Source organism: Mitsuaria sp. CC2, assembly GCF_048957715.1.
Taxonomy (GTDB): domain Bacteria; phylum Pseudomonadota; class Gammaproteobacteria; order Burkholderiales; family Burkholderiaceae_C; genus Roseateles.
The window spans coordinates 119757-139328 of the sequence record NZ_JARVXN010000041.1; the positions used below are offsets into that span (position 1 = coordinate 119757).

17 protein-coding genes are annotated in these 19572 nt (G+C 70.1%); 8 read left to right on the forward strand and 9 right to left on the reverse strand.

Annotated elements, in window-relative coordinates; translation table 11 throughout:
- Window positions 1-53 precede the first annotated feature (53 nt).
- Genes PV762_RS26120 through PV762_RS26130 form a run of 3 tightly spaced genes read right to left on the reverse strand, consistent with a single transcriptional unit; the run spans window position 54 to window position 3364 of the window.
- Window positions 54-860, reverse strand: a complete 807-nt coding sequence (locus tag PV762_RS26120) for an SDR family NAD(P)-dependent oxidoreductase (RefSeq protein ID WP_421037922.1) — start codon at window positions 858-860, stop codon at window positions 54-56.
- A 12-nt stretch (window positions 861-872) separates the two neighbouring features.
- Complete coding sequence (locus PV762_RS26125; protein WP_421037923.1) at window positions 873-2042, reverse strand: arabinose transporter; 1170 nt, start codon at window positions 2040-2042, stop codon at window positions 873-875.
- Window positions 2039-3364, reverse strand: a complete 1326-nt coding sequence (locus PV762_RS26130) for an amidohydrolase family protein (RefSeq protein ID WP_421037924.1) — start codon at window positions 3362-3364, stop codon at window positions 2039-2041. The genes PV762_RS26125 and PV762_RS26130 overlap by 4 nt, the downstream gene beginning before the upstream one ends.
- A gap of 245 nt (window positions 3365-3609) precedes the next feature.
- Between PV762_RS26130 and PV762_RS26135 the strand changes: the two genes are divergently transcribed.
- Both PV762_RS26135 and PV762_RS26140 read left to right on the forward strand, forming a co-directional pair.
- Complete coding sequence (locus PV762_RS26135; RefSeq protein ID WP_421037925.1) at window positions 3610-4539, forward strand: LysR family transcriptional regulator; 930 nt, start codon at window positions 3610-3612, stop codon at window positions 4537-4539.
- A gap of 19 nt (window positions 4540-4558) precedes the next feature.
- The gene (locus PV762_RS26140; protein ID WP_421037926.1) at window positions 4559-6196 is read left to right on the forward strand and encodes a hypothetical protein; all 1638 of its coding nucleotides are present in this window, start codon (window positions 4559-4561) and stop codon (window positions 6194-6196) included.
- Window positions 6197-6212: 16 nt separating this feature from the next.
- On the opposite strand, the gene PV762_RS26145 is transcribed toward PV762_RS26140, so the two are convergent.
- The 4 genes from PV762_RS26145 to PV762_RS26160 are packed head-to-tail and all read right to left on the reverse strand — an operon-like array spanning window position 6213 to window position 9576.
- Entirely contained in the window at window positions 6213-7013 is an 801-nt protein-coding gene (locus PV762_RS26145) for an anti-sigma factor family protein (RefSeq protein ID WP_421037927.1), read from the reverse strand.
- A gap of 30 nt (window positions 7014-7043) precedes the next feature.
- Entirely contained in the window at window positions 7044-7607 is a 564-nt protein-coding gene (locus PV762_RS26150) for an RNA polymerase sigma factor (protein ID WP_421037928.1), read from the reverse strand.
- Window positions 7604-9085, reverse strand: a complete 1482-nt coding sequence (locus PV762_RS26155; RefSeq protein WP_421037929.1) for a YncE family protein — start codon at window positions 9083-9085, stop codon at window positions 7604-7606. The genes PV762_RS26150 and PV762_RS26155 overlap by 4 nt, the downstream gene beginning before the upstream one ends.
- Before the next feature lie 8 nt (window positions 9086-9093).
- Window positions 9094-9576 (reverse strand): DUF305 domain-containing protein, encoded by a 483-nt coding sequence (locus PV762_RS26160; RefSeq protein WP_421037930.1) that lies wholly within the window; start codon window positions 9574-9576, stop codon window positions 9094-9096.
- Window positions 9577-9762: 186 nt separating this feature from the next.
- Here PV762_RS26160 and PV762_RS26165 point away from each other — a divergent pair, with 186 nt between their 5' ends.
- Together PV762_RS26165 and PV762_RS26170 are read left to right on the forward strand one after the other, a co-directional pair.
- On the forward strand, window positions 9763-10671 hold the full coding sequence (locus PV762_RS26165; RefSeq protein WP_421037931.1) for a class II glutamine amidotransferase: 909 nt from the start codon (window positions 9763-9765) through the stop codon (window positions 10669-10671).
- A 119-nt stretch (window positions 10672-10790) separates the two neighbouring features.
- A complete protein-coding gene (locus PV762_RS26170; protein WP_421037932.1) occupies window positions 10791-14357 on the forward strand; it encodes a hypothetical protein in 3567 nt (1188 codons plus the stop codon).
- Window positions 14358-14402: 45 nt separating this feature from the next.
- Here the strand turns inward: PV762_RS26170 and PV762_RS26175 are convergent, their stop codons facing one another.
- Window positions 14403-14990 (reverse strand): DUF308 domain-containing protein, encoded by a 588-nt coding sequence (locus PV762_RS26175; RefSeq protein WP_421037933.1) that lies wholly within the window; start codon window positions 14988-14990, stop codon window positions 14403-14405.
- Window positions 14991-15129: 139 nt separating this feature from the next.
- On the reverse strand, window positions 15130-15540 hold the full coding sequence (locus PV762_RS26180; RefSeq protein WP_421037934.1) for a Fur family transcriptional regulator: 411 nt from the start codon (window positions 15538-15540) through the stop codon (window positions 15130-15132).
- Between the two features lie 141 nt (window positions 15541-15681).
- Between PV762_RS26180 and PV762_RS26185 the strand changes: the two genes are divergently transcribed.
- Genes PV762_RS26185 through PV762_RS26200 form a run of 4 tightly spaced genes read left to right on the forward strand, consistent with a single transcriptional unit; the run spans window position 15682 to window position 19571 of the window.
- Window positions 15682-16941 carry a GTP-binding protein gene (locus tag PV762_RS26185; protein WP_421037935.1) on the forward strand — a complete coding sequence of 420 codons (1260 nt, stop codon included), beginning with the start codon at window positions 15682-15684 and terminating at the stop codon, window positions 16939-16941.
- Between the two features lies 1 nt (window position 16942).
- Complete coding sequence (locus PV762_RS26190; RefSeq protein ID WP_421037936.1) at window positions 16943-17494, forward strand: DUF2796 domain-containing protein; 552 nt, start codon at window positions 16943-16945, stop codon at window positions 17492-17494.
- 2 nt (window positions 17495-17496) lie between these two features.
- Window positions 17497-18234: an ABC transporter ATP-binding protein gene (locus PV762_RS26195; RefSeq protein ID WP_421037937.1), complete on the forward strand. Its 738-nt coding sequence runs from the start codon at window positions 17497-17499 to the stop codon at window positions 18232-18234.
- On the forward strand, window positions 18231-19571 hold the full coding sequence (locus PV762_RS26200) for an ABC transporter permease (RefSeq protein ID WP_421037938.1): 1341 nt from the start codon (window positions 18231-18233) through the stop codon (window positions 19569-19571). Before PV762_RS26195 ends, PV762_RS26200 begins: the two co-directional genes overlap by 4 nt.
- The last annotated feature ends 1 nt before the right edge of the window (window position 19572 follow it).

Consider the following 19572-nt stretch of genomic DNA (forward strand, 5'->3'; position numbering starts at 1 on the left):
ATACAGTATTGCCAGTTTTCGCCAGTGTCCATGGGCATGACCCGCTCGCCGCATCACGTCGGCATGACCACGCCCGAGATCTCCGCGCAGCGCGCCAGCAGCCGGTCCTGCAGCGCCGCCACCAGGGCCTGCGGGTTCGGCGCGAGCCGGCGCTGGTGGAACCAGTAGGCGCCGGAGCGTCGCGCCTGCGCGTCCTCGCTCACCGCCAGCCAGGCCTGCGTCCGGTGCGCGAGGTCCATGTCGTCGGGAGCACCGCGACCGCCCATGCGCGTGGACACCCAGCCGGGTTCCAGCGCGCTGCTGACGGTGTCCGGCCAGCGCCTCGCCATCGCGAAGGCCAGCATCGCGTCGTGCAGCTTGCTCTCGGCGTACGCGGTCGAGCCGTCCCAGCGGCGCGACGTCCACAGCAGGTCGTCGAGATTCGCGTCAACGTGGTGATGCATGCCGGAACTCAGATAGATCAGGCGCTTCGGCCGGCGCATCAGCGCGGTCAGCAGGTACGGCGCCAGCGTGTTGATCGCGAAGAGATGCGCAAGCCCGTCCGCCGTCGTGATCCGGCGCGGTTCGCGATAACCGACGGCGACGTTATGGATGACGGCGTCGAAGCCGGCGACATCCGGCTGCGCATCGGCGTGCGCGCCGATGTACGCGTCCGCCTGTGCGGCGACCTCACGCATGCCGGCGATCGTCGACACGTCGCCGACGACGACCTCGGCGACCTGCGGCAGTGCGTGCCGCGCGTCAGCCGCGCGCTTCGCATTGCGCGCGTGCAGCACGACCTCGTGGCCCTGCGACGCCAGCAGCTGACCGGCCATCAGGCCGAGGCCTTCCGAAGAGCCGGTGATGAAGATGCGGGACATGGTTCTTCTCCTTCAAGCGTCCTGCCGCCCGGTGGCGACCAGCGCCACGCCAAGCAATGCTGCCATCGCGCCGAGCGCATACACCGCCGCGTAGCCGAAACGCCCCGCGACCAGCCCCGCTGTCGGCCCGGCGAGGCCGTAGGCGATGTCGAGAAAGGCCGCGAACGCGCCGATCGCGCTGCCGCGGTTGGCCGGCGGCACGCGCTTGAGCGCCTCGACGCCGAGCGCCGGATAGATGAGCGCGCAACCCAGGCCGCTCACGAAGGCACCGGCCAACGCGACGACCTCGAGCGGCGCGCCCCAGACCAGTGCCTGCCCGATCGCTTCGACGACCAGCGACCCCAGCGCCACGCGCCGTCCGCCGATCTTGTCGGGCAGATGCCCGAGCAGCAGCCGCACCGCGATGAAGCCCACGCCGAAGCAGGTCATCACCACGCCGGCATGCGACCACCCGCGCGCCGCGAAGTACAGCGAGGCGAAGGCCGTGAGGCCGGCCAGCCCGACACCCTGCAGCGTCAGCCCGAGCCCCTGGCGCCAGATCTGGCCCACGACGCGCCGGAACGCCAGGCGCGGGCCGCCGACCATCCGATACGTCGCCGTCGCCCGCGCGACTGCCCAGGCGGCGAGGGGCGCGGCGATGCACGCGACCATCACGGCAGGTAGGCCGTGCCCGCGATACAGCCACATGCCCATCGGCGCGCCGATCGAGAGCGCCCCGAACATCGCGATGCCCGTCCACGACATCGACAGCCCCGCGCGCTGCGGCCCCACCGACGCGATGGACCACGACACGCAGCCCGTGACGAACTGGCTTTCGCCGAAGCCGGCCACCAGCCGTCCGGCAACGACGATGGCCAACGCGGCCGTCGGCGACCACTCGGGCAGCGCCGCGACGAGGTACAGCAGGCCCGCCAAGGCGCAGCCAATCGCGCCCTGCAGCGCCGAGCGCCGCCCGCCCTGCCCGTCGACGAGCCGACCCGCGTAGCCGCGCGTCAGCACCGTGGCGAGGAACTGCAGGCCGATGACGAGCCCAACCGTCAGCGCGTCGAAACCGAGGCGCTCGTGGATGAACAGTGGCAGCACCGGCAGCGGCAGGCCGACCGCCAGATAGCCGCAGAACAGCGCCGCAATGACGCCGGGCGCGGGTCGGCTCAGCGTCGCGGTGGAGGTCGGCGTGCTCATGCCGCGGTCTTGAACAGATCGACGCGGTGCCCGCTGGCGTCGAGCAGGAAGTCGCGCGACGACGCCGCGTCGTCGGCGAGCTTCGCCAGGTCGACGTCGATCAGCCGGCCGCCGCGCTTGCGCAGGCGCCCGCCGACCATGACCGTGTCGACGTCGGCGCGCTCCACCGCCTGCACGATGGTGGCGATCGCGTGGGTCACCGGGAACACCGCCGCGCCGTGGGTGCCGACCATGATCAGGTCTGCGGCCTTGCCCGGCGTCAGCGTGCCGACACGGTGCTCGATGCCGGCGGCGCGCGCCCCGTTAATGGTGGCGGCGCGCAGCACCTCCTCGACACCGATCGGCGCGGGCACGCCGGACTCGCCGCGGAAGCGGCGATAACGCATCGCCGCGCGCTGCTGATGGAACAGCGCGTGCATCTCGCCGAACAGGTCGCTGCCGAAGGCGGTGTCGAGGTCGATGCCCAGCGCCGGCGCCAGGCCGTGGTCGACGGCGACCTGGTAGGCGAAGGTCTCGTCGTCGAAACCGAACAGCGCGTCCGAGCGCGGATTCACCGTGATGTTCACGCCGGCGTCGGCGAACAGTTTCCACGTCGCTGCGGGCACCCGCGTGCAGTGGTTGAAGAGGTTGTGCGGGCCGAGCACGCCGGGCTTGGCGAACTCCGGGCCGAGCTGCGCGAGATCGCCGATGAACTCGGTCAGGATGCGCATGTCCAGGCCGCGCGCGACCTCCCACCAGTCCAGCTTCAACTGGCCGAACAGGCCGACCTGGACGCGGCTGTCGGAGCCGTTCCAGCGCGCGGCCAGCCGTGCCAGATCGCCCGGCAGATGCGCCGAGGAGGCGCCCTTGTCCATCGCCGGACCGACCATGTGCAGCGCGCGGATGCCGGAGGCATATAGCGCCTCCAGCGCGGCGTCGGTGTGCTCGGGACTGCGCGAGCTGTGGCAGGCGTCAACGAGGGTCGTGATGCCGGCGTCCAGCGACGCGGCCGCCGTCAGCATCGTGCTGGTGTACATGTCCCGCGGACGGAAGTGAGCGCCGAGCTTGCTGGCGACCACGTCGATGTAAGCGAAGAGGTCGTCGACGTCGGGCATCAGCCGGCGCATCACGCCGAGCCAGGCGTGGTGGTGGGCGTCGATCAGGCCGGGCATCAAGATGCTGCCGGCGGCGTCGATCACCTCGGCGTCGCCGGCGGACAGGTCCGCGCCGACGGCGGCGATGCGGCCGTCGCGCACCAGCACGTCGCCGACGGCAAGGTTGGGCAGCGCGGGATCCATCGTGACGACGGTGCCGGCCTTGAAGAGGGTGTCGCGATCGGTCATGGGGAACTCCGTTGGAGAGATCGTTGAAAGAATCGTTGGACGATTCGCTGGACGATTCGTTGGACGATGCGTTGAGGGAAATCGACTCGGGATTGAGGCAACGGACCGCATGATGCGAAGCGGACGATCTTTGATAAAGGTAGAGTCGCTCAAATGATCTTTGCTGAAATTCAAAGATAAGCACGAACGCCAATGGGCAGCATTCGAAAAGCGGCTTTCGAGGAGCAGCAGATGAGGAGCGGACGATGAGCATCGATGGACGCCTGCTGGCCGGCATGAGCGTGCTGGCGGCGGTGGTGGAAGCGGGCAGCTTCAGCAAGGCCGGCGAGGTGCTGGGCCTGTCGGCCTCAGGCGTCAGCCGCGCGGTGTCGCGGCTGGAGGAGCGCCTGGGCGTTCGGCTGCTCGACCGCACGACGCGCTCACTGCATCTCACGGGCGAGGGCGCGCGGCTGTACGAGCATGCGGTGCCGCATCTGGAGGGCATCGAGGAGGCGGCCAACCTCGTCTCCGGCGCGGCGGTCAGCGTGCGCGGCGCCCTGCGCGTGAGCCTGAACCCGCTGTTCGCGCGTTACGTGCTCGCGCCCGCCCTGCCCCGTCTGCAGGCGCTCTATCCGGACCTCACGCTGACGATGGTGCAGTTCCCGGGCAGCGGCGACCTGGTCGCGGAGGGCGTGGACGTGGCCGTGCGTTTCGGTCCGCAGCCGGCGTCGACGATGACCTCGCGCAAGCTGCTGGAGAACCGCGTGCTGACGGTCGCGGCGCCGTCCTACCTCGATCGTCGCGGACGCCCGCGCAAGCCGCCGGAGCTGGCGAGGCACGACTGCCTGCAGTACATCGATCCGCAGCGCGGCAAGCCCTTCGAATGGATCTTCCTGCGCGGCAAGGGCCGCGCGAAGGAGCAGTTGACGGTCGCCACCGCGGGCACGCTGACGATGACCGACGCCGACGCGATGGTGCAGGCCTGCGTCGCGGGCGCCGGCGTGGCGCAGGTGCTGGCGCTCAGCGTCGAGCACCTGATCGCCGACGGCACGCTGGTGGAGCTGTTCCCGGACTGGCCGGGCGAGACCTTCCCGCTGTACATCGTGCGGCCGTCGCGGCGCCTGCCGCCGGCTTCGGTGGAGGCCTTCATGGCGTTCTGCGTCGAGCTCTGCGCGCCGTCGGCCACGAGCGCCTGAGCTTCCATAATCGTCCCCCATGGATGCCCTGAAAGACCTGCTGCGCAACGCCCTCCACGAGATGGGCCGCGGCCGCTACGCCGAAGCCGTCGCGCTGCTGGAGCCGCACGCGCAGGTCGCCTCGAACGAGCTGCAGCGCTACCTCGGCGAATCGCTGCGGCGTTGCGGCCGGGCGCAGGACGCGATCGGTCCGCTGATGCAGGCGCTCGCGCTGAAGATCGACGATGTCGACGCGTATCTGCAGTTGGCCTTCGCGCTGCAGACGCTGCAGATGAAGGCCGAGGCGGCCGAGTGCTTCCGCACCGTCGCCGCGCTGCGGCCCGACAGCGTGATGGCGCTGGCCTACCAGGCCCATGGCGACCAGCAGTGCGCGCGCTGGTCGGACTTCGACGAGAACCTGCGGGCGCTGCACGCCGTCATCCGGGCCAAGCCCGACGACGCCGACGATGAATTCGGCGTGCCCTTCGCGCTGGCGACGCTGCCGCATGAAGCCTCGGATCTGCTGAAGGTCGCGCGACTGAGCACGCGTTTCCTGAGCCGCGGCATCGTGCCCCTGCCGGCGGTGAAGGCCGTCGCCAAGCCCAAGCTGCGCATCGGTTACCTGTCTTCCGATTTCCACGCTCATGCGACCGCCGCGTTGATGGTCGAGGTCCTGGAGCACCGCGATCGCGGGCGCTTCGAGGTGCTGCTGTTCTCGCACGGACCGGACGACGGCTCCGCGCTGCAGCAGCGCATCCGCGCGGCCTGCGAGCGCTTCGTTGACGTCGGCGATCTCGATCCCGCCGCCATCGCCGCGCGCATGCGCGCGGAGGGCGTCGACATCGCCGTCGACCTGAAGGGTCACACCGCCGGCAGCCGCTTCACCGCGCTCGCCGCGCAGCCGGCACCGGTGCAGGTCGCGTGGCTCGGCTTCCCCGGCACCTGCGGGGCGGATTTCATCGATTACGTCATCGGCGATGCGATCGTCACGCCGTTGCCCGATGCGCCGTTCTATTCAGAACGCATCGCGCAGCTACCGCGCTGCTACCAGCCCGGCGATGCGACGCGCTGCATCGAACCCACGCCGCGCGCCGAGCTCGGCCTGCCGGACGACGCGATCGTGCTGCTCTCGGCGAACACGGTGCTGAAGATCACGCCCGCCGTCTTCGACACGTGGATGGCCATCCTGCGCCGCCTGCCGCACGCGCTGTTATGGCAGCTCAGCGGCGGCGAGCAGGCTGATGCGCAGCTGCGCGCCGAGGCCGCGTCACGCGGCATCGCGCCGGAGCGGCTCGTCTTCATGCCGCCGGTGGACATGGCGGCACACTGGAACCGCCTCGCCGCCGCGGACGTCGCGCTCGACACATGGCCGTGCAACGGACACACGACGACCAGCGATGCGCTCGCCGCCGGCGTGCCGGTCGTGACGCTGCGGGGCGACGGCTTCGCGTCGCGCGTGGCGGAAAGCCTGCTCGTCCAGGCCGGGCTGCACGCGCTGGTCTGCGACACGCCCGAGGCGTATGTCGAACAGGTCTGCGCACGCGCCACGGCGTCGAAACCGGCGATCCCGACGTGGATCGATTCACGGGCGTTCGCGCGCGACCTGGAGGCGCTCTACGAGCGGATGTGGGCGCGTGCGGAGGCGGGTCTGTCGCCCGATGCGCTGCCCGCCGCATGACGGGGAGGACCGCGGGTCAGGTGGACGATGTCTCGCGCGCCTGCCGGCGCACCTCGTCGGCGACCGGATGCAGCGTCGTCGGGCTCTCGGTGCCCACGACGCTGTAGCCCAGCCCGCGCATGGCCCAGCTGTAGCCGCCGATGGCCCCCGAGGCCTGCACCAGCATCGGCGCCTCCTTCTCGATGGTCATCGGCCGCAGCATCACGGCCATCCGCGTGCCGTCCGCCCGGTCGTAGAAGAACATGCCCGCGGGACCATGGGCCGTGGCGACCAGACGGCCGCCTGCAAACCGATAACCGGCCGCGCTGAGGTCCGGGATCTCCACCGGCCGACGGAGCTTGTCCGAGACCACGCGCAGCAGCCGCTCGCGGTCCAGGTCCTCCGGCGTTTCGGACGCATAGGCGAGGTAGCTGCTGCGCGCTTCGCCGGCGAGCGCCGCGACACCGTTCGCGGCACCACCTGCCGCACCGTTCGCCGCCACATCCACCGGCTCCCACCGGTCGCGGACCTGCCACCCGCCGACGCTGCCGGCGCCGAGCGCGACGAGCACCGCCGCGGCCCAGCGCCAATGACGCGTCGGCGGCTCCTGCCGTTGCGCGAGCAGTGTCCCGAGCTGCAGCCGCTGCGGTACCGGTTCATCGGCGATCGGCGCGAGCGTGGACCTCAACAACTGCCGCTGGGCCATCAGCCGGCTCACGGCCTCCGCCGCGTCCGGATTCCTGTCCAGGTGGTCCTGCACCTCCTTGCGACGGGCAGCATCGAGCGCACCGTCGACGAAAGCGTGGAGATCGTGTTCAACGACAGGTGACGATTTCATGGGGCCGGTAGGCCCGGCGGGTCTGTCCATTCACTTCATCCTTCGCAGATGCGAGCCCGCGCCGTGCGCCGGCGACGCTCCGCGCAACTCACCGTCGAGCGCGCGCTGCAATCGCTCACGTCCTCGCGCCAGTCGCGACATCACCGTCCCGATCGGGATGCCGAGCGCCTTCGCCGCCTCGGCATACGACAGATCTTCGACGGACACCAGCAGCACGACGCTGCGCTGTTCCTCCGGCAAGGCGTCCAGGGCCGTCATCAGCTCGCCGAGCTGCACCCGATGCTCCTGCGGCGCCGGTACCGTCAGAGCGGATTCGGTGGCCGGCGCGAGGTCCGCGATGTCCACATGCTCGCCGCGCCGGTCCTGCTGCCGGAAGCGGTTGACCATCAGGTTGTGCGCGATCGCGAAGAGCCATTGCCGGGTGTTCTCCTTCTGCCGGAGCGTCCCCCACTGGCTGATCGCGCGTTCCAGGCAATCCTGGACCAGATCATCCGCCAGATCGCGATCGCGCAGCATGGCGCTGGCATAGCGGCGCAGGGCCGGGATCAGTGACTCGATCGCCTCGATCATCGCCATGCCGGCGCCGCGGGTCATCGCGCAGGGGCCTTCACGGGAGCTGTCATCGCGGCCTGCACCTGCACAGGCGAGCCGGGCCTGCCGTCGGCCACTGGCGCGATGACCAGGTAGCGCCGGGTCGCCGCCACCTCGGCCTGCACGATCTGGCGGATCGGTCCGATGGCGTTGACGATCGCCGAGCCGGCCGGATTCGTCATGAAGTTGGCCAACGGCTGCAGCGGGCCGGAGCCGTCCGCCTGCTCGGCCAGCGCCACGACATACGGCTGCTTCGGCTTCAGCCCGGTCACGGACGCCTGGAACACCTGCAGCAGGCCCTGATCGAAGAGCGCTACGCTGGTGGGCGCGGTGTCCGGAGGTCCTGCGACCGCGCGCAGCGTCAGCGAGGCCACCTGCCCCGCGATCCCGAGCGGCTGCAACCCCTGCAGGCCATCGCCGTCGGGCACGGCGTCGGGCACATACGCGATGGCCTGCGGCGCCTGTCCGATGGGGACGTGGCCGACGACGGTGTTCGACGCCGTGTCGATCACCGCGAGCGCGTCGGCGTTCTCCAGTCCCACGTAGATCCGGCTGCCGTCACCCGACGGCCAGACGCCGTGCGGCAGCGGGCCCACCGCGATGGTGGTCACAGCGGAGAAGTCGTCGGTGCGGAACACCTTCACCTGGTTCAGCCCGCCCACGGTCACGTAGGCGAAGGTGCCCTTGGCGGTCTTGGCGAAGTTCACGTGGTTGGTGATCGGGCCGGTGTCGAAGGAGGTGACGACCCCGAACGGCGGACGCGCGTCGAAGACGGTGGTACGTCCGATGTCCTTCAGCGTGAACCACACCTGCCGGCCGTCTGGCGACGCGGCGATGTTCGGACAGAACGGGCTGTCCTGCTTCACCGTCGCGACGATCTTGTGGCTCGCGACCTCGACGACCGCCGTCTCCGGATTGAAGGACGAGCAGACGTAGCCGTACTTGCCGTCCGGCGAGAAGATCTGCATGCCCGGTCCGGCCGCGGTGACGATGCGGGTCTTCTCCTGGAAGGTCGCGGCGTCGATCACCGACACGTAGTTCTCGCCGCGGACGGTGACCCAGACTTCCTTGCCGTCCGGCGTGAAGAAGGCTTCATGCGGGGAGCGGCCGACGTAGGTCGTGTGCTTGATCGCGTTGGTGCGCGTGTCGATGAAGGTGACCGAGTTCGAGCCGATCGACACCACCGCCAGCGTGCGGTGGTCCGGCGAGAAGCCGAGGCCGTGCACCAGCACCTGGCCGCGGTAGAGCGGGCTGAAATTGCCCGGCGACGGGTCGCCCAGGCGGATGACGCCGAGCAGGCGGTTGTCCACGGGGTCGGTGACGGAGAGCGTGTTGGAGAACTGCTCGGCGGCGTAGATGCGGTCGCGGTGGCTGACGGGGATGTCGGCATCCGTCGCGCGGCCCGGCGCCTGGCCTGCCGTGGCGGCGCCGCCGCAGACGGCGAGGAACAGCAGCGAGGAGCGCAAGAGAGGCTTCAGCATGGGAGCTCCTACTTCGAATGATGATGGGTGGAGGCCGGCGCCGATGCCGCCGGTGCCGATGTCGCGCGCCCGACCTGCGTCGGTGCGGGCGCAGGGCGCGGCAACGCGTCGCCGACCGCGAGCCGCATCGCCGCGATCTCCTGCTGCTGCTCGACGATGATCTCCTGCGCGATGCGTCGCAGCTGCTCATTGGAGCCGTGGCGCAACTCCGCCAGCGCCATGTCGATGGCGCCCTGATGGTGGGGGATCATCATGGCCGCGAAGTCACGGTCGATGTCGCCCGAAGGGGTGATCTCCATCGCGGCCATCATGCGGTCCATCGCCGCGGCGTTCTCCGCATGAAAGGCGTCCGCCGACGTGGCGGCGCCGGCCCAAGCGGCGGCCGCAATGGCCGCGGTCGCCGCAGTCGCCGCGGTGGCCGCGATCCACCGCGACACCCGCGGGCGTCTGCGCGAACGCGGCCGGGAAGGCTGCGTGCTGTTTGAGGTCATGTCCGGCTCCAGGTTGAAAGGCAACGGCCTTCCCTGCTGTAGACACCCGGCGACGGCGCTTATTCCCAATGCGTGGGCGACGTCCGCCCATCGACATCCTCGGCACGCGCATCGCCCCCGAAACCGCATGAGCGCATGCGGGTTCCGCATTTGTCCGCCCTGCCCCCGCGCGGGATAGTCGCCGCCATGTGCCAACTGCTGGGAATGAACTGCAACAGCGATGCAGCGATCACCTTCTCCTTCACCGGGTTCGCTGCCCGCGGCGGTCGCACGGCGGAGCACATCGACGGCTGGGGCATGGCGTTCTACGAGCGCTCCGGCTGCCGCGTCTTCCACGACGACCAGCCGGCCAGCGCATCGCCGCTCGCGGAGTTCCTGAGCCGCTACCCCATCAAGTCGCGCATCGTGATCGCGCATCTGCGACGCGCGACGCAAGGCAGCGTCTCCTTGTCCAACTGTCATCCGTTCCAGCGCGAATGGCTGGGCCAGACCTGGGTGTTCGCCAACAACGGCGACCTGAAGGATTTCCAGCCCATGCTCGACGGCCCGTACCGGCCCGTCGGCAGCACCGACAGCGAGCGCGCCTTCTGCTGGCTGCTGCAGGAGCTGCGCAAGCGCTTCGCGGACCGGGACCTCGAGCGGGATCAGCCGCCGAGCTGGCGCGAGCTCGCGCCCCACGTCGCGCAGCTCAGCGAAGTCATCGCCCGCCACGGCAACTTCAACTTCCTGCTCACCAACGGCGCGGCGCTGTACACCCACTGCTCCAGCCGGCTGCAGGTGCTGCAGCGGCGCCATCCGTTCCCGATGGCGCGGCTGGTCGACTGCGACATGTCGCTGGACCTGAGCGCGATGAACGGCGCGGACGATCGCATCGTCCTCGTCGCCACCGATCCGCTCACCGCCGACGAGGCGTGGCAGCCGCTGACCACCGGCGAGTGCCGCGTGTTCGTCGACGGCGAGGAGGTCTGGCGCGACGTGAATCCGGTCACGCGCGCGTTCCCGATCGCCACGGCCACCGTAGGCCGCCCCTGGCAGAAGCCACGATGGGCAGGCAGCTCGGCCTGGCCGATGCTGCTGCGCGACATCGCGGTATGAGCCGCATGTCGTCGAGGCTCATGTCGTTGAGTCGCATGACCTAACGCGTTTCGGTTCGTTGGGCGCCGGGAGGCGCGCTTCTAGAGTGACTCGATCGCACTCAGGAGTCCGCGCCGACGATGGTTTCTTCCAAGCTCACGACGACCGGTGGACCGGTCGTGCCCACGGATTCAAGCAGTGCCGGCGCATCGACCAACACATCGACCGGCGCACCGACCGGTGCAACGACATCGACGCCATCGACGCTGACGCCCACCGCTGGCGTCACGACGCCCTCGCCCTCCGGCGCTTTGCAGGGCCTGCCGGCACGCGCGAAGCGCGCGGTGTTCGGTCGCGAAGTGGCCTTCAACGCCATCGTGCCCGGCGTCGGCGGCACCGTGGAGCGTCCGGTGCGCGCGTCGCTGCCCACGCCGCAGTCCGCAGCGCCGACCGACGCGACCAGCCAGCTCGCGGCCCTGTCCGCCCAGGCGCAAGGCCTGAACGCGCGCCTGCCGCCGCACACGCCGTCTCCGTGGAATGCGCCGACGCGCTCGACGGGGAACCGGCTCGCGACCATCGTGGTGCCTTGGCTCAAGCCGCGCCCGCTGACCGAGGAGGCCAGCACACACGCGGACAAGCCGCAACCCGGAAACGCCACGCCCGTGCTGGAGGCCCGCAGCCCGATCACGCAGGCTGTCGCCGGCGGCCTGCAGCCGCTGGCCGCCGAGGTCCAGACCCGGCAGCAGGTGGTCGACAAGGATCGCTTCGTCCGGCAGCGGCTGGACGACACCAAGGACGCGCTCTACGGCGCGCGATCGGAAGCGATCGCACAGTTGCGCCAACCCGGCGGCGCAAACGACGCAGCGGCGCGCGCCACGCTGCATGCGACCGACGCGGGCGTGTCGGCGGTACTGCAGGCGTCGATGACCTTGGCGTCGAGGGTCGACACACCGCCCGACCCGGCCGTCGCCAAGGCGGCGTTCGACGCGCGGGAGGCGCAGGCCTTGCAGGCCCAGGCGACACGACCGCGCGGTTTCGCTCCGGCCGTCGAGAACGCACGCTTCGGCGCGCTGCTGCTCAAGGCGGTGAACGGCCGCCCCGCCAATCCATCTGCGGATGCGCTGCCCTCGATCGGGGTCATGGAGATCGCCTCCGAGCTGCTGTCGGTGGTCTGCAAAGGCGACGCCACGCGTGCGCGGGAGGCCCTGGCGGCGCTGCAATCGCGTCCGACACGCCACTGGATGCAGGGCGTGCCCGATCTGCCCGATCATGGTCCCGATCACGTCTCCGAGAGCGGCGCCGGCCACACGCCCACGCAGGCGGAATCGGACGTCCGCAACCTGCTGCGCCAGGCGAGCGTGCTGCCGCGCGGCGCGGAGGTCGTGCATCTGCTCGGCGATCCGCAAGGCAGCATGCCGGACAGCGAGACGCTGCAGGCGATGCGCAGCTTCTGGTCGGCCGACGCGGCGCAGCGCGTGGAGACGGACGCCGCCGTCCGCCAATGGCTGGCGGGCGCGAAGCGCGTCGCGCGACAGCTGCCGGCGGAGGTCGGCACGGACATCACCGGCGCCGGGCGCGCGGCGTATCACGCCGTGCGCAACGGCTGCCTCTCCAATTCCGCCGGCTCGCCCTACGCCCGTCACGATGCCCGCATGAACAAGGCCATCGGCGAGTGGCTGTCGCGGGAAGATCCGTCGGCATCGTGGTTGCAGCGCGTGGTGACGCCGCACCGGCACAAGACGCCGTTCACGCCCGCGGGCCTCCAGCGCGCCACGGCGATCGCCGAGAGCTTCGGCATGACAACCCACCGCAGTCAGGCCGACAGCGGCGTGCGCAAGACGGCCGGGGAGCTCGGCGACTGGGCGCGATCGGACCTCGCGCGCGACCTGACTGCGGCCGGTGTTCCCGCGCCTGAAGCGCGGGCGTTCGCCGCCGCAACGCAGGCGCTGGCCGAGCGGGCCACGCGTCAGGGCCAAGGGCATCCGGCGCAATGGCAGTTCAAGGGCAGCGAGGCCAGCGAGCTGCGCGCGGCGGTCTACGCGCTGGAGAACCCGGTGAGCGCGAACAAGCCCGCTCGCCTGCACAAGCCCAATCGCGAGCACCCGCTGCCGACGCTGTTCGAGGAACTCGCCAAGGACGGCGCGTCGGCGCCGGACGCGCTGCGTGCCGTCATCGATCATGTGAAGCTGACGCTCGCGGAGTCCGCGCCCGCGGAGCGCCAGGGCGCGCTCACGCACGACGTGGCCATGCACGAAGCAGCCGACGCCGCGCGCCAGAAGCGCTTCCAGAGCAAGGAGGCCGTGGTCCGCTACTTCGAGCCCATCCTGCTGTCGATGCAGCTGCGCGACAAGGTGAAGCTCTCCGGCGGCGGCGTGGTCGGCGGCGGTCTGCCCTCGCTGCCCTACAGCGTGCCGTTGCCGGTCGTGTCGCCGATCGTCTCGGCCGGCTGGTCGCGCAAGGAGGAGGCCTTCTTCCAGGCCTTCATGCCGATCCTGGGCATGGAGATCTCGCTCGGCAGCACGCGCGCGAGCGGCCCGGAAGCGACCGTCGGCGTGGCCGTCGGACCGGACCTGCCCGGCGTGGTGAAGGCGCAGGTCAGCGCCACCGAGAAGATGAGCCGCACACACCAGGAGACCGAGGGAACGATCCTGCGGCTGTTCCGTCAGCGCGGCAAGGACGACGAGCTGCGCAAGGAGATGCTGGGCGTGCTCGACAGCTGGGTGCGCTGGGACCAGGTGCATGCGAAGGGCGCGCCGCCCTACGCCGGTCCGCTGGAAGCGGTGCTGGACCGCCACCCCAAGGTCAGCCTGGGCAAAATCCACGGCCAGAGCCTGACGCGCAGCTTCGTCACCAAGGTCAGCGCCGGCGCCAATGTGAAGATGACGGGCGGCGACGGCAACACCTACCGCGTCGGCGTCAGCGCGGGTGCGGCGCTCAAGGCCGAGCGCATCGCCGAATCACGCACCGAGCGCGGCGGCCACATCCAGGTGACGGCGGACAAGGGCGACACCGCGCAGCAGAAGCTGTCGGTCGGCGTCCAGGTCAACACGCTGACGCCCGCCAACCCGTCGGAGGTGAAGCTCGGCCCGGACGGAAAGGACGGCTCGATCAGCGGCGGCGGCCTGCCGAGCCTGCTCGACGTCAACCGCGACCTGTTCTGGAACCTGGAGAAGAACGCGGTCTCGCCGTTCACCATCGGCGGGAAGCAGGATGCCGACCTCGATCGTCACTTCAGCACGCCCAAGCAGATGCTGGAGAAGATCGGCGAACAGCGGGACGACTGGATTGCGCGCTGCGTGGAGACGCTGGAACCCGATGCGAGCGGCGAGAAGAACACGCGCGCCAACCGCGACAAGGCGGAGTCGCTGCTGAGCGATTTCGAGGCCAAGCTGAAGGGGCTGCCGAAGGACAGCCTCTGCCAGTACAACATCAACTTCTCGATGCGCCCGCAGGCGTCGGCGTGGATCGACACCTTCCGCGCGCTGGAGGGACTGGCGCAACTGCGCGGCGACGCGTCAGGCGCCGCCGAGGCGCGCGCGAATGCGGACCGCACGATGGCGCAGGACTCGACATGGCGTCCGCTGATGCTGATCGTGCGCGAGAAGGGCAAGGACCAGCGCACGCTGGGATGGAACTTCGGCGTGCGGCTGCAGCGCAGCGTCGGCGTGGAGGGACAGCGCACGGCGGCACAGTATCCGCCGCCGTGACCGGCCGTGACCGACCGTGATCGGCCATGAACAGCCGTGATCGGGTCAGGCAGTGGCCTGCTTCCCGCGGCGCGACAGGCTCACACTCAGCCAGATGCCGGAGATGAGGAAGTACAGCGCGCCGACGCCGGCATAACCCGCGACGTTCACGATCGAGGGAACGTCGGGCTTCTGCGCCTGCGCGATGAAGAAGCCGCCGGCCAGCGCGGACTGGGCGCCGCTCAGCACCATGACCCACTGCCCGCCCTGCGACTTCCAGCGGCGCAGCGCCGTGCCGAGCTGCATGAGTCCCGACGCGATGGCCCAGACGCCGAAGACCCCGAGCACGGCGTTCATGCCGACGGTCAGCGCCAGGCACACGGCGAGCGTCGTCAGGCCGCTTGCCCACACGTTGATGCGCTGCGTGCGGTTGGCCTGCAGGCCGCCGCTGGCGTTCGCGTCCACCCAGTTGGCGGCGGCGTCCCAGGCCGGATAGAGCACCAGCAGCACCGCGGCAATCGCGGACGACTTGCCGCCGATCACGATCGCAGCGGCGACCCAGACGATGGAGAACAGCGCGCGCACCAGGGTGTAGCGCCTGAGCCAGAGGTCTTGCTGGAGGCTGGTGGCGACGGATGTGGAGGAGGAGGCCATGATGAATTCGGTTCCGCTCAGTTCGATGTCGTTCAGTCTACCAACTAGTTGATTGAATTCAATCCCGAAACTTAGGCCGGCCTGAAACGGCCATGCTTTCTGGACGTCGGGAACGTGGAGAGGCGCTTGAGGACGCGCTTCAGGACGCACTGACGGCGCGCCTGCGCCCCGCCCGCTTCGGCGTCGCGCAATCGGCGCAGCGCCCGTACAGCGTCAGCTCATGCCGCGCCACGGTGAAGCCTTCGGGCACCAGTTGCGCCATGTCGCCGGGACACGCGTGCACGTCGAAGACGCGGCCGCAGTCCGTGCACTGGAAGTGGTGGTGGTGGTCGTGATGCGCCGATTCGTAGCGGGGGCTGTCCCCGGGCAGCGACACCGACTGAATCTCGCCCGCCTCCAGCAGCTGCTTCAGGTTGCGGTAGACCGTCGCCAGCGACAACCCCGGCACCTCGCCCTGAGCGGCGTCCAGCACTTCCTGCGGCGACAGCGGACGTCCCGCGTCGTCGATGACCGTACGGATGGCACTGCGCTGTCGGGTCGAACGTTCCATAAGTGTCAAGGCGCGGGCGATCAGGGCACCGCAAAAGCAGATCGGGTGGGCTCGCGCATTCTGTCACGCTGCTATATTGCGAATGAGTTCGCATTAGCATCAAAGCCAGGCGAACGGACCTGCTTCGCCCCGGAGACGCTCATGTCCAATGCCGCCGCCCTCGACACGACCACCACGATCGACGCCCCCGACGTCGATGACGCCTTTGCGGAGACGGCCTTCGCCGATACCGCTTTCTCCGATACCGCCACCCCGCCCCATCGCCTGCCCGCCACGGTGCTGTCCGGCTTCCTCGGCGCCGGCAAGACGACGCTGCTCAACCAGGTGCTGCGCCACCGCGGTCCGCTGCGTGTCGCGGTGATCGTCAACGACATGAGCGAGCTCAACATCGATGCCGAACTCGTCCGCGAAGGCGCCGAGCGCGCCGGCGTGGGCCTGTCGCGCACCGACGAGGCGATGGTCGAGATGAGCAACGGCTGCATCTGCTGCACGCTGCGCGACGATCTGCTGAAGGAGGTCGGCCGCCTCGCCCGAGAAGGGCGCTTCGACTACCTGCTGATCGAATCCACCGGCATCTCGGAGCCGATGCCGATCGCGGCGACCTTCGATTTCGTCGACGAACACGGCCAGGGACTGCGCGACCTGGCGTGCATCGACACGATGGTGACCGTCGTCGATGCGCTCAATCTGCTGAACGACTACGCGAGCGAGGACTTTCTCGCGCAGCGCGACAGCGGCGTCGATGCGCAGGACAGCCGCCGGCTTGTCGAACTGCTGGTGGAGCAGATCGAATTCGCCAACGTCGTCGTCGTGAGCAAGACCGATCTGGTCGACGCGGCGCGGCTCGCGCAGGTCCACGCCGTGATCCGGGCGCTCAACCCTGCCGCGCGCATCATCGACGCCCGCCGCGGCGACGTGCCGATCGGCGAGCTGCTCGGCACCGGCCTCTTCAAGATGGAGCAGGCCGAATCACAACCCCGATGGATCCGGGCCCTGGAAGGGCACGACCATTCCGAGGCCGATGAATACGGCCTCTCCAGCTTCGTCTATCGCGCCGACCGCCCGTTCGATGCCGCCCGACTGCATGCGCTGATCGCGCAGCCCTGGCCCGGGCTGCTGCGCTTCAAGGGGTATGTGTGGCTCGCGAGCCGGCTGGACTGGCTCGCCTGTCTGTCCGGCGCGGGGCGCGGCCATCAGCTCGATCCGGTCGGCCGATGGAGCGTGCCGCTGGGGGAACGCGGCCAGGAGTTCGTGCTCATCGGCCAGGACCTCGACCTCCCCGCCCTCACCCGCGCGCTCGACGCCTGCCTCATCTCACCCGTCGCGCCGCTCGCCACCTCGCCCGTCGCCGATCCCTGGCCGAGGTGGGACCTCGACTCTCCGCAAGAAGGAATCCACTGAGATGATCCCGAAGAAGAACTCCCGCCGCTCCCACGCCGTCGCGCTCGTGGCCGGCCTGATGATGCTGGGCGCCGCGCAGGCGCACGGCGACAAGCACGAGCACGGCGTCGTGCACCTGGACGTCGCGATCGAGGGCGACACCCTGGCGATCCAGCTGGAATCGCCGCTGGACAGCGTGCTCGGCTTCGAGCGCCAGCCGCGCACGCCGGCGGAACGCCAGTCCGTCGAACGGATGCTCGCCACGCTGCGGGGCGGCGCGGTGCTCTTCACGCCGGATGCGCGCGGACAGTGCCGATTCGAAGCGGCCCAGCTCGAATCCGGCCTGATCGCCAAGCCGTCCACCGACAGCGCCGCGAACAAGTTGGAACACCTCGACGTCGACGTCAGCTATCGCTTCCGCTGCGCCGCGGCGACCGATCTGAAGACGCTGTCGCATCAGCTGTTCGCGCTTTTCCCGCGCATCCAGCGCATCGACGCGCAGGTCGCGACGCCGAAGGGACAGTCCCGCCAGGTGCTGCAACGCCCGGCCGCGACGCTGACGCTCGGCGGCTGACGATGACCGTGCCTGCGATGACCGTGCCCGCGATGACCGTGCCCGTTCTGGAAGCCCGGGACCTGACCTTCCGCTGGCCGCGCTCCACGCGGGACTGCCTGGATATCACCGCGCTGCGCGTCGAACCCGGCGAGGCCGTCTTCCTGCGCGGGCCCAGCGGCTCGGGCAAAAGCACGCTGCTGGCGCTGATCGCGGGCGTCCTCACGCCGCGCGCGGGGCGGCTGAAGCTGCTCGGCCATGAGTTGTCGGAATGCGCCGGCCGCCAGCGCGACCGGCTGCGCGCCGACCATGTCGGCTTCATCTTCCAGCAGTTCAACCTGCTGCCCTACCGCTCGGCGCTGGACAACGTGCTGCTGAGCTGCGAGTTCTCGCGCCGCCGCGCCGCGCGGGCCGGAGAGCCGCGGGAACGCGCGCGGGAGCTGCTCCAGCGCATGGGCCTGGGCGCCGAGCTGATCGCACGGCGGGCCAGCGAGCTGTCCGTCGGCCAGCAGCAGCGCGTGGCCGCGGCGCGCGCGCTCATCGGGCATCCGGACCTGGTGATCGCCGACGAGCCGACCTCCGCGCTCGACGACGCGCATCGCGACGCCTTCATGGCCATCCTGCGCGAGGTCTGCGCCGAGTCCGGCAGCGCGCTCCTCTTCGTCAGCCACGACACGCGGCTCGCCGCGCGCTTTCCGCGTTGCCTGGACCTGCCGGCGCTGCAGCGCGGCTCCGCACGCGTCGAGGGAGTCCTCGCATGAGAGCGCTCATCCGACTCGCCGCACAGAGCGCGTGGAACCGCCGCTTCGTGCTATCGCTCGTGGCGCTGTCGATCACGCTGTCGACGCTGCTGCTGCTCGGCATCGCGCGGCTGCGCGACGACGTCCGAAAGAACTTCGCGCAGTCGGTCTCCGGCACCGACCTGATCGTCGGCGCCCGCACGGGCTCGGTCCAGTTGCTGCTGTATTCGGTCTTCCGCATCGGCGGCGCGACCAACAACATCCAATGGTCCAGCGTGCAGTCGCTGGCCAAACTCCCCGGCGTGGACTGGGTCGTGCCGATCTCGCTCGGCGACTCGCACCGGGGCTTCCCGGTCGTCGCGACGACGGACGACTACTTCCGCCGCTTCCGGTACGGGGATGCCCAACCCCTGGCGCTGGCAGAGGGCCGCGCGTTCGACGACGCGCCCGCCGATTCGAAGGGATCGAATGGATCGAGCAGACCGGATGGATCGAAAGAAGCGAAGGGATTGCCGCCCGATCTCTTCGGCGTCGTGCTCGGCGCCGACGTCGCGGCGTCCCTGGGCTATCGGATCGGCGACAAGGTCGTCCTCAGTCATGGCGACGGCGCACTCGCCGCCAATGACCATGCCGACAAGCCCTTCCACGTCATCGGCGTGATGCAGCGTACCGGCACGCCGGTGGACCGTTCGCTGCACATCAGCCTCGCGGCGATGGAAGCCATCCACCTCGACTGGGTCGCCGGCGCGCCCATCCCCGGCCAGGCGGTCAGTCTCGACGCCTTGGCCGGGCAGGACCTGACACCGCATCAGGTGACGGCCGCGCTGGTCGGGTTGAAGCGGCGCACGGCGGTGTTCTCGACGCAGCGGCGCATCAACGACTTTCCCGGCGAGCCGCTGATGGCCATCCTGCCCGGCGTCGCGCTGGACGAGCTGTGGGACGTGGTCGCGCTCGGCGAGCGCAGCCTGACGCTGATGAGCGCGATGGTCGCCGCGGTGAGTCTGTGCGGGCTGGTCGCGGTCATCCTCGCCGGCCTCAACGAGCGCCGCCGCGAGCTCGCCATCCTGCGCGCCGTCGGCGCCAACCCGGCGCGCATCTTCAGCCTGCTGGCAGTCGAGGGCATGCTGGTCACCGTCTGCGGCGTCGCGCTCGGCGCCGCGCTGTGCCTGCTGCTGATCGCGGCGCTGGGGCCTTGGGTGCAATTGCGCTTCGGCATCGGCCTCAGCGCCGGTCTGCCGTCGGCGGCCGAGTGGCAACTGCTGGGCCTCGTCACCGCGCTCGGCTGGGCCGCCAGCCTGCTGCCCGGCTTGCGCGCCTACGCGCTGTCGCTCAGCGACGGTCTCTCTCCGAAGGTCTGAC

Coding starts and splice junctions, on each gene's coding strand:
- PV762_RS26120 (WP_421037922.1), bottom strand. CDS start 860: ATGTCCCGCATCTTCATCACCGGCTCTTCGGAAGGCCTCGGCCTGATG.
- PV762_RS26125 (WP_421037923.1), bottom strand. CDS start 2,042: ATGAGCACGCCGACCTCCACCGCGACGCTGAGCCGACCCGCGCCCGGC.
- PV762_RS26130 (WP_421037924.1), bottom strand. CDS start 3,364: ATGACCGATCGCGACACCCTCTTCAAGGCCGGCACCGTCGTCACGATG.
- PV762_RS26135 (WP_421037925.1), top strand. CDS start 3,610: ATGAGCATCGATGGACGCCTGCTGGCCGGCATGAGCGTGCTGGCGGCG.
- PV762_RS26140 (WP_421037926.1), top strand. CDS start 4,559: ATGGATGCCCTGAAAGACCTGCTGCGCAACGCCCTCCACGAGATGGGC.
- PV762_RS26145 (WP_421037927.1), bottom strand. CDS start 7,013: ATGAAATCGTCACCTGTCGTTGAACACGATCTCCACGCTTTCGTCGAC.
- PV762_RS26150 (WP_421037928.1), bottom strand. CDS start 7,607: ATGACCCGCGGCGCCGGCATGGCGATGATCGAGGCGATCGAGTCACTG.
- PV762_RS26155 (WP_421037929.1), bottom strand. CDS start 9,085: ATGCTGAAGCCTCTCTTGCGCTCCTCGCTGCTGTTCCTCGCCGTCTGC.
- PV762_RS26160 (WP_421037930.1), bottom strand. CDS start 9,576: ATGACCTCAAACAGCACGCAGCCTTCCCGGCCGCGTTCGCGCAGACGC.
- PV762_RS26165 (WP_421037931.1), top strand. CDS start 9,763: ATGTGCCAACTGCTGGGAATGAACTGCAACAGCGATGCAGCGATCACC.
- PV762_RS26170 (WP_421037932.1), top strand. CDS start 10,791: ATGGTTTCTTCCAAGCTCACGACGACCGGTGGACCGGTCGTGCCCACG.
- PV762_RS26175 (WP_421037933.1), bottom strand. CDS start 14,990: ATGGCCTCCTCCTCCACATCCGTCGCCACCAGCCTCCAGCAAGACCTC.
- PV762_RS26180 (WP_421037934.1), bottom strand. CDS start 15,540: ATGGAACGTTCGACCCGACAGCGCAGTGCCATCCGTACGGTCATCGAC.
- PV762_RS26185 (WP_421037935.1), top strand. CDS start 15,682: ATGTCCAATGCCGCCGCCCTCGACACGACCACCACGATCGACGCCCCC.
- PV762_RS26190 (WP_421037936.1), top strand. CDS start 16,943: ATGATCCCGAAGAAGAACTCCCGCCGCTCCCACGCCGTCGCGCTCGTG.
- PV762_RS26195 (WP_421037937.1), top strand. CDS start 17,497: ATGACCGTGCCTGCGATGACCGTGCCCGCGATGACCGTGCCCGTTCTG.
- PV762_RS26200 (WP_421037938.1), top strand. CDS start 18,231: ATGAGAGCGCTCATCCGACTCGCCGCACAGAGCGCGTGGAACCGCCGC.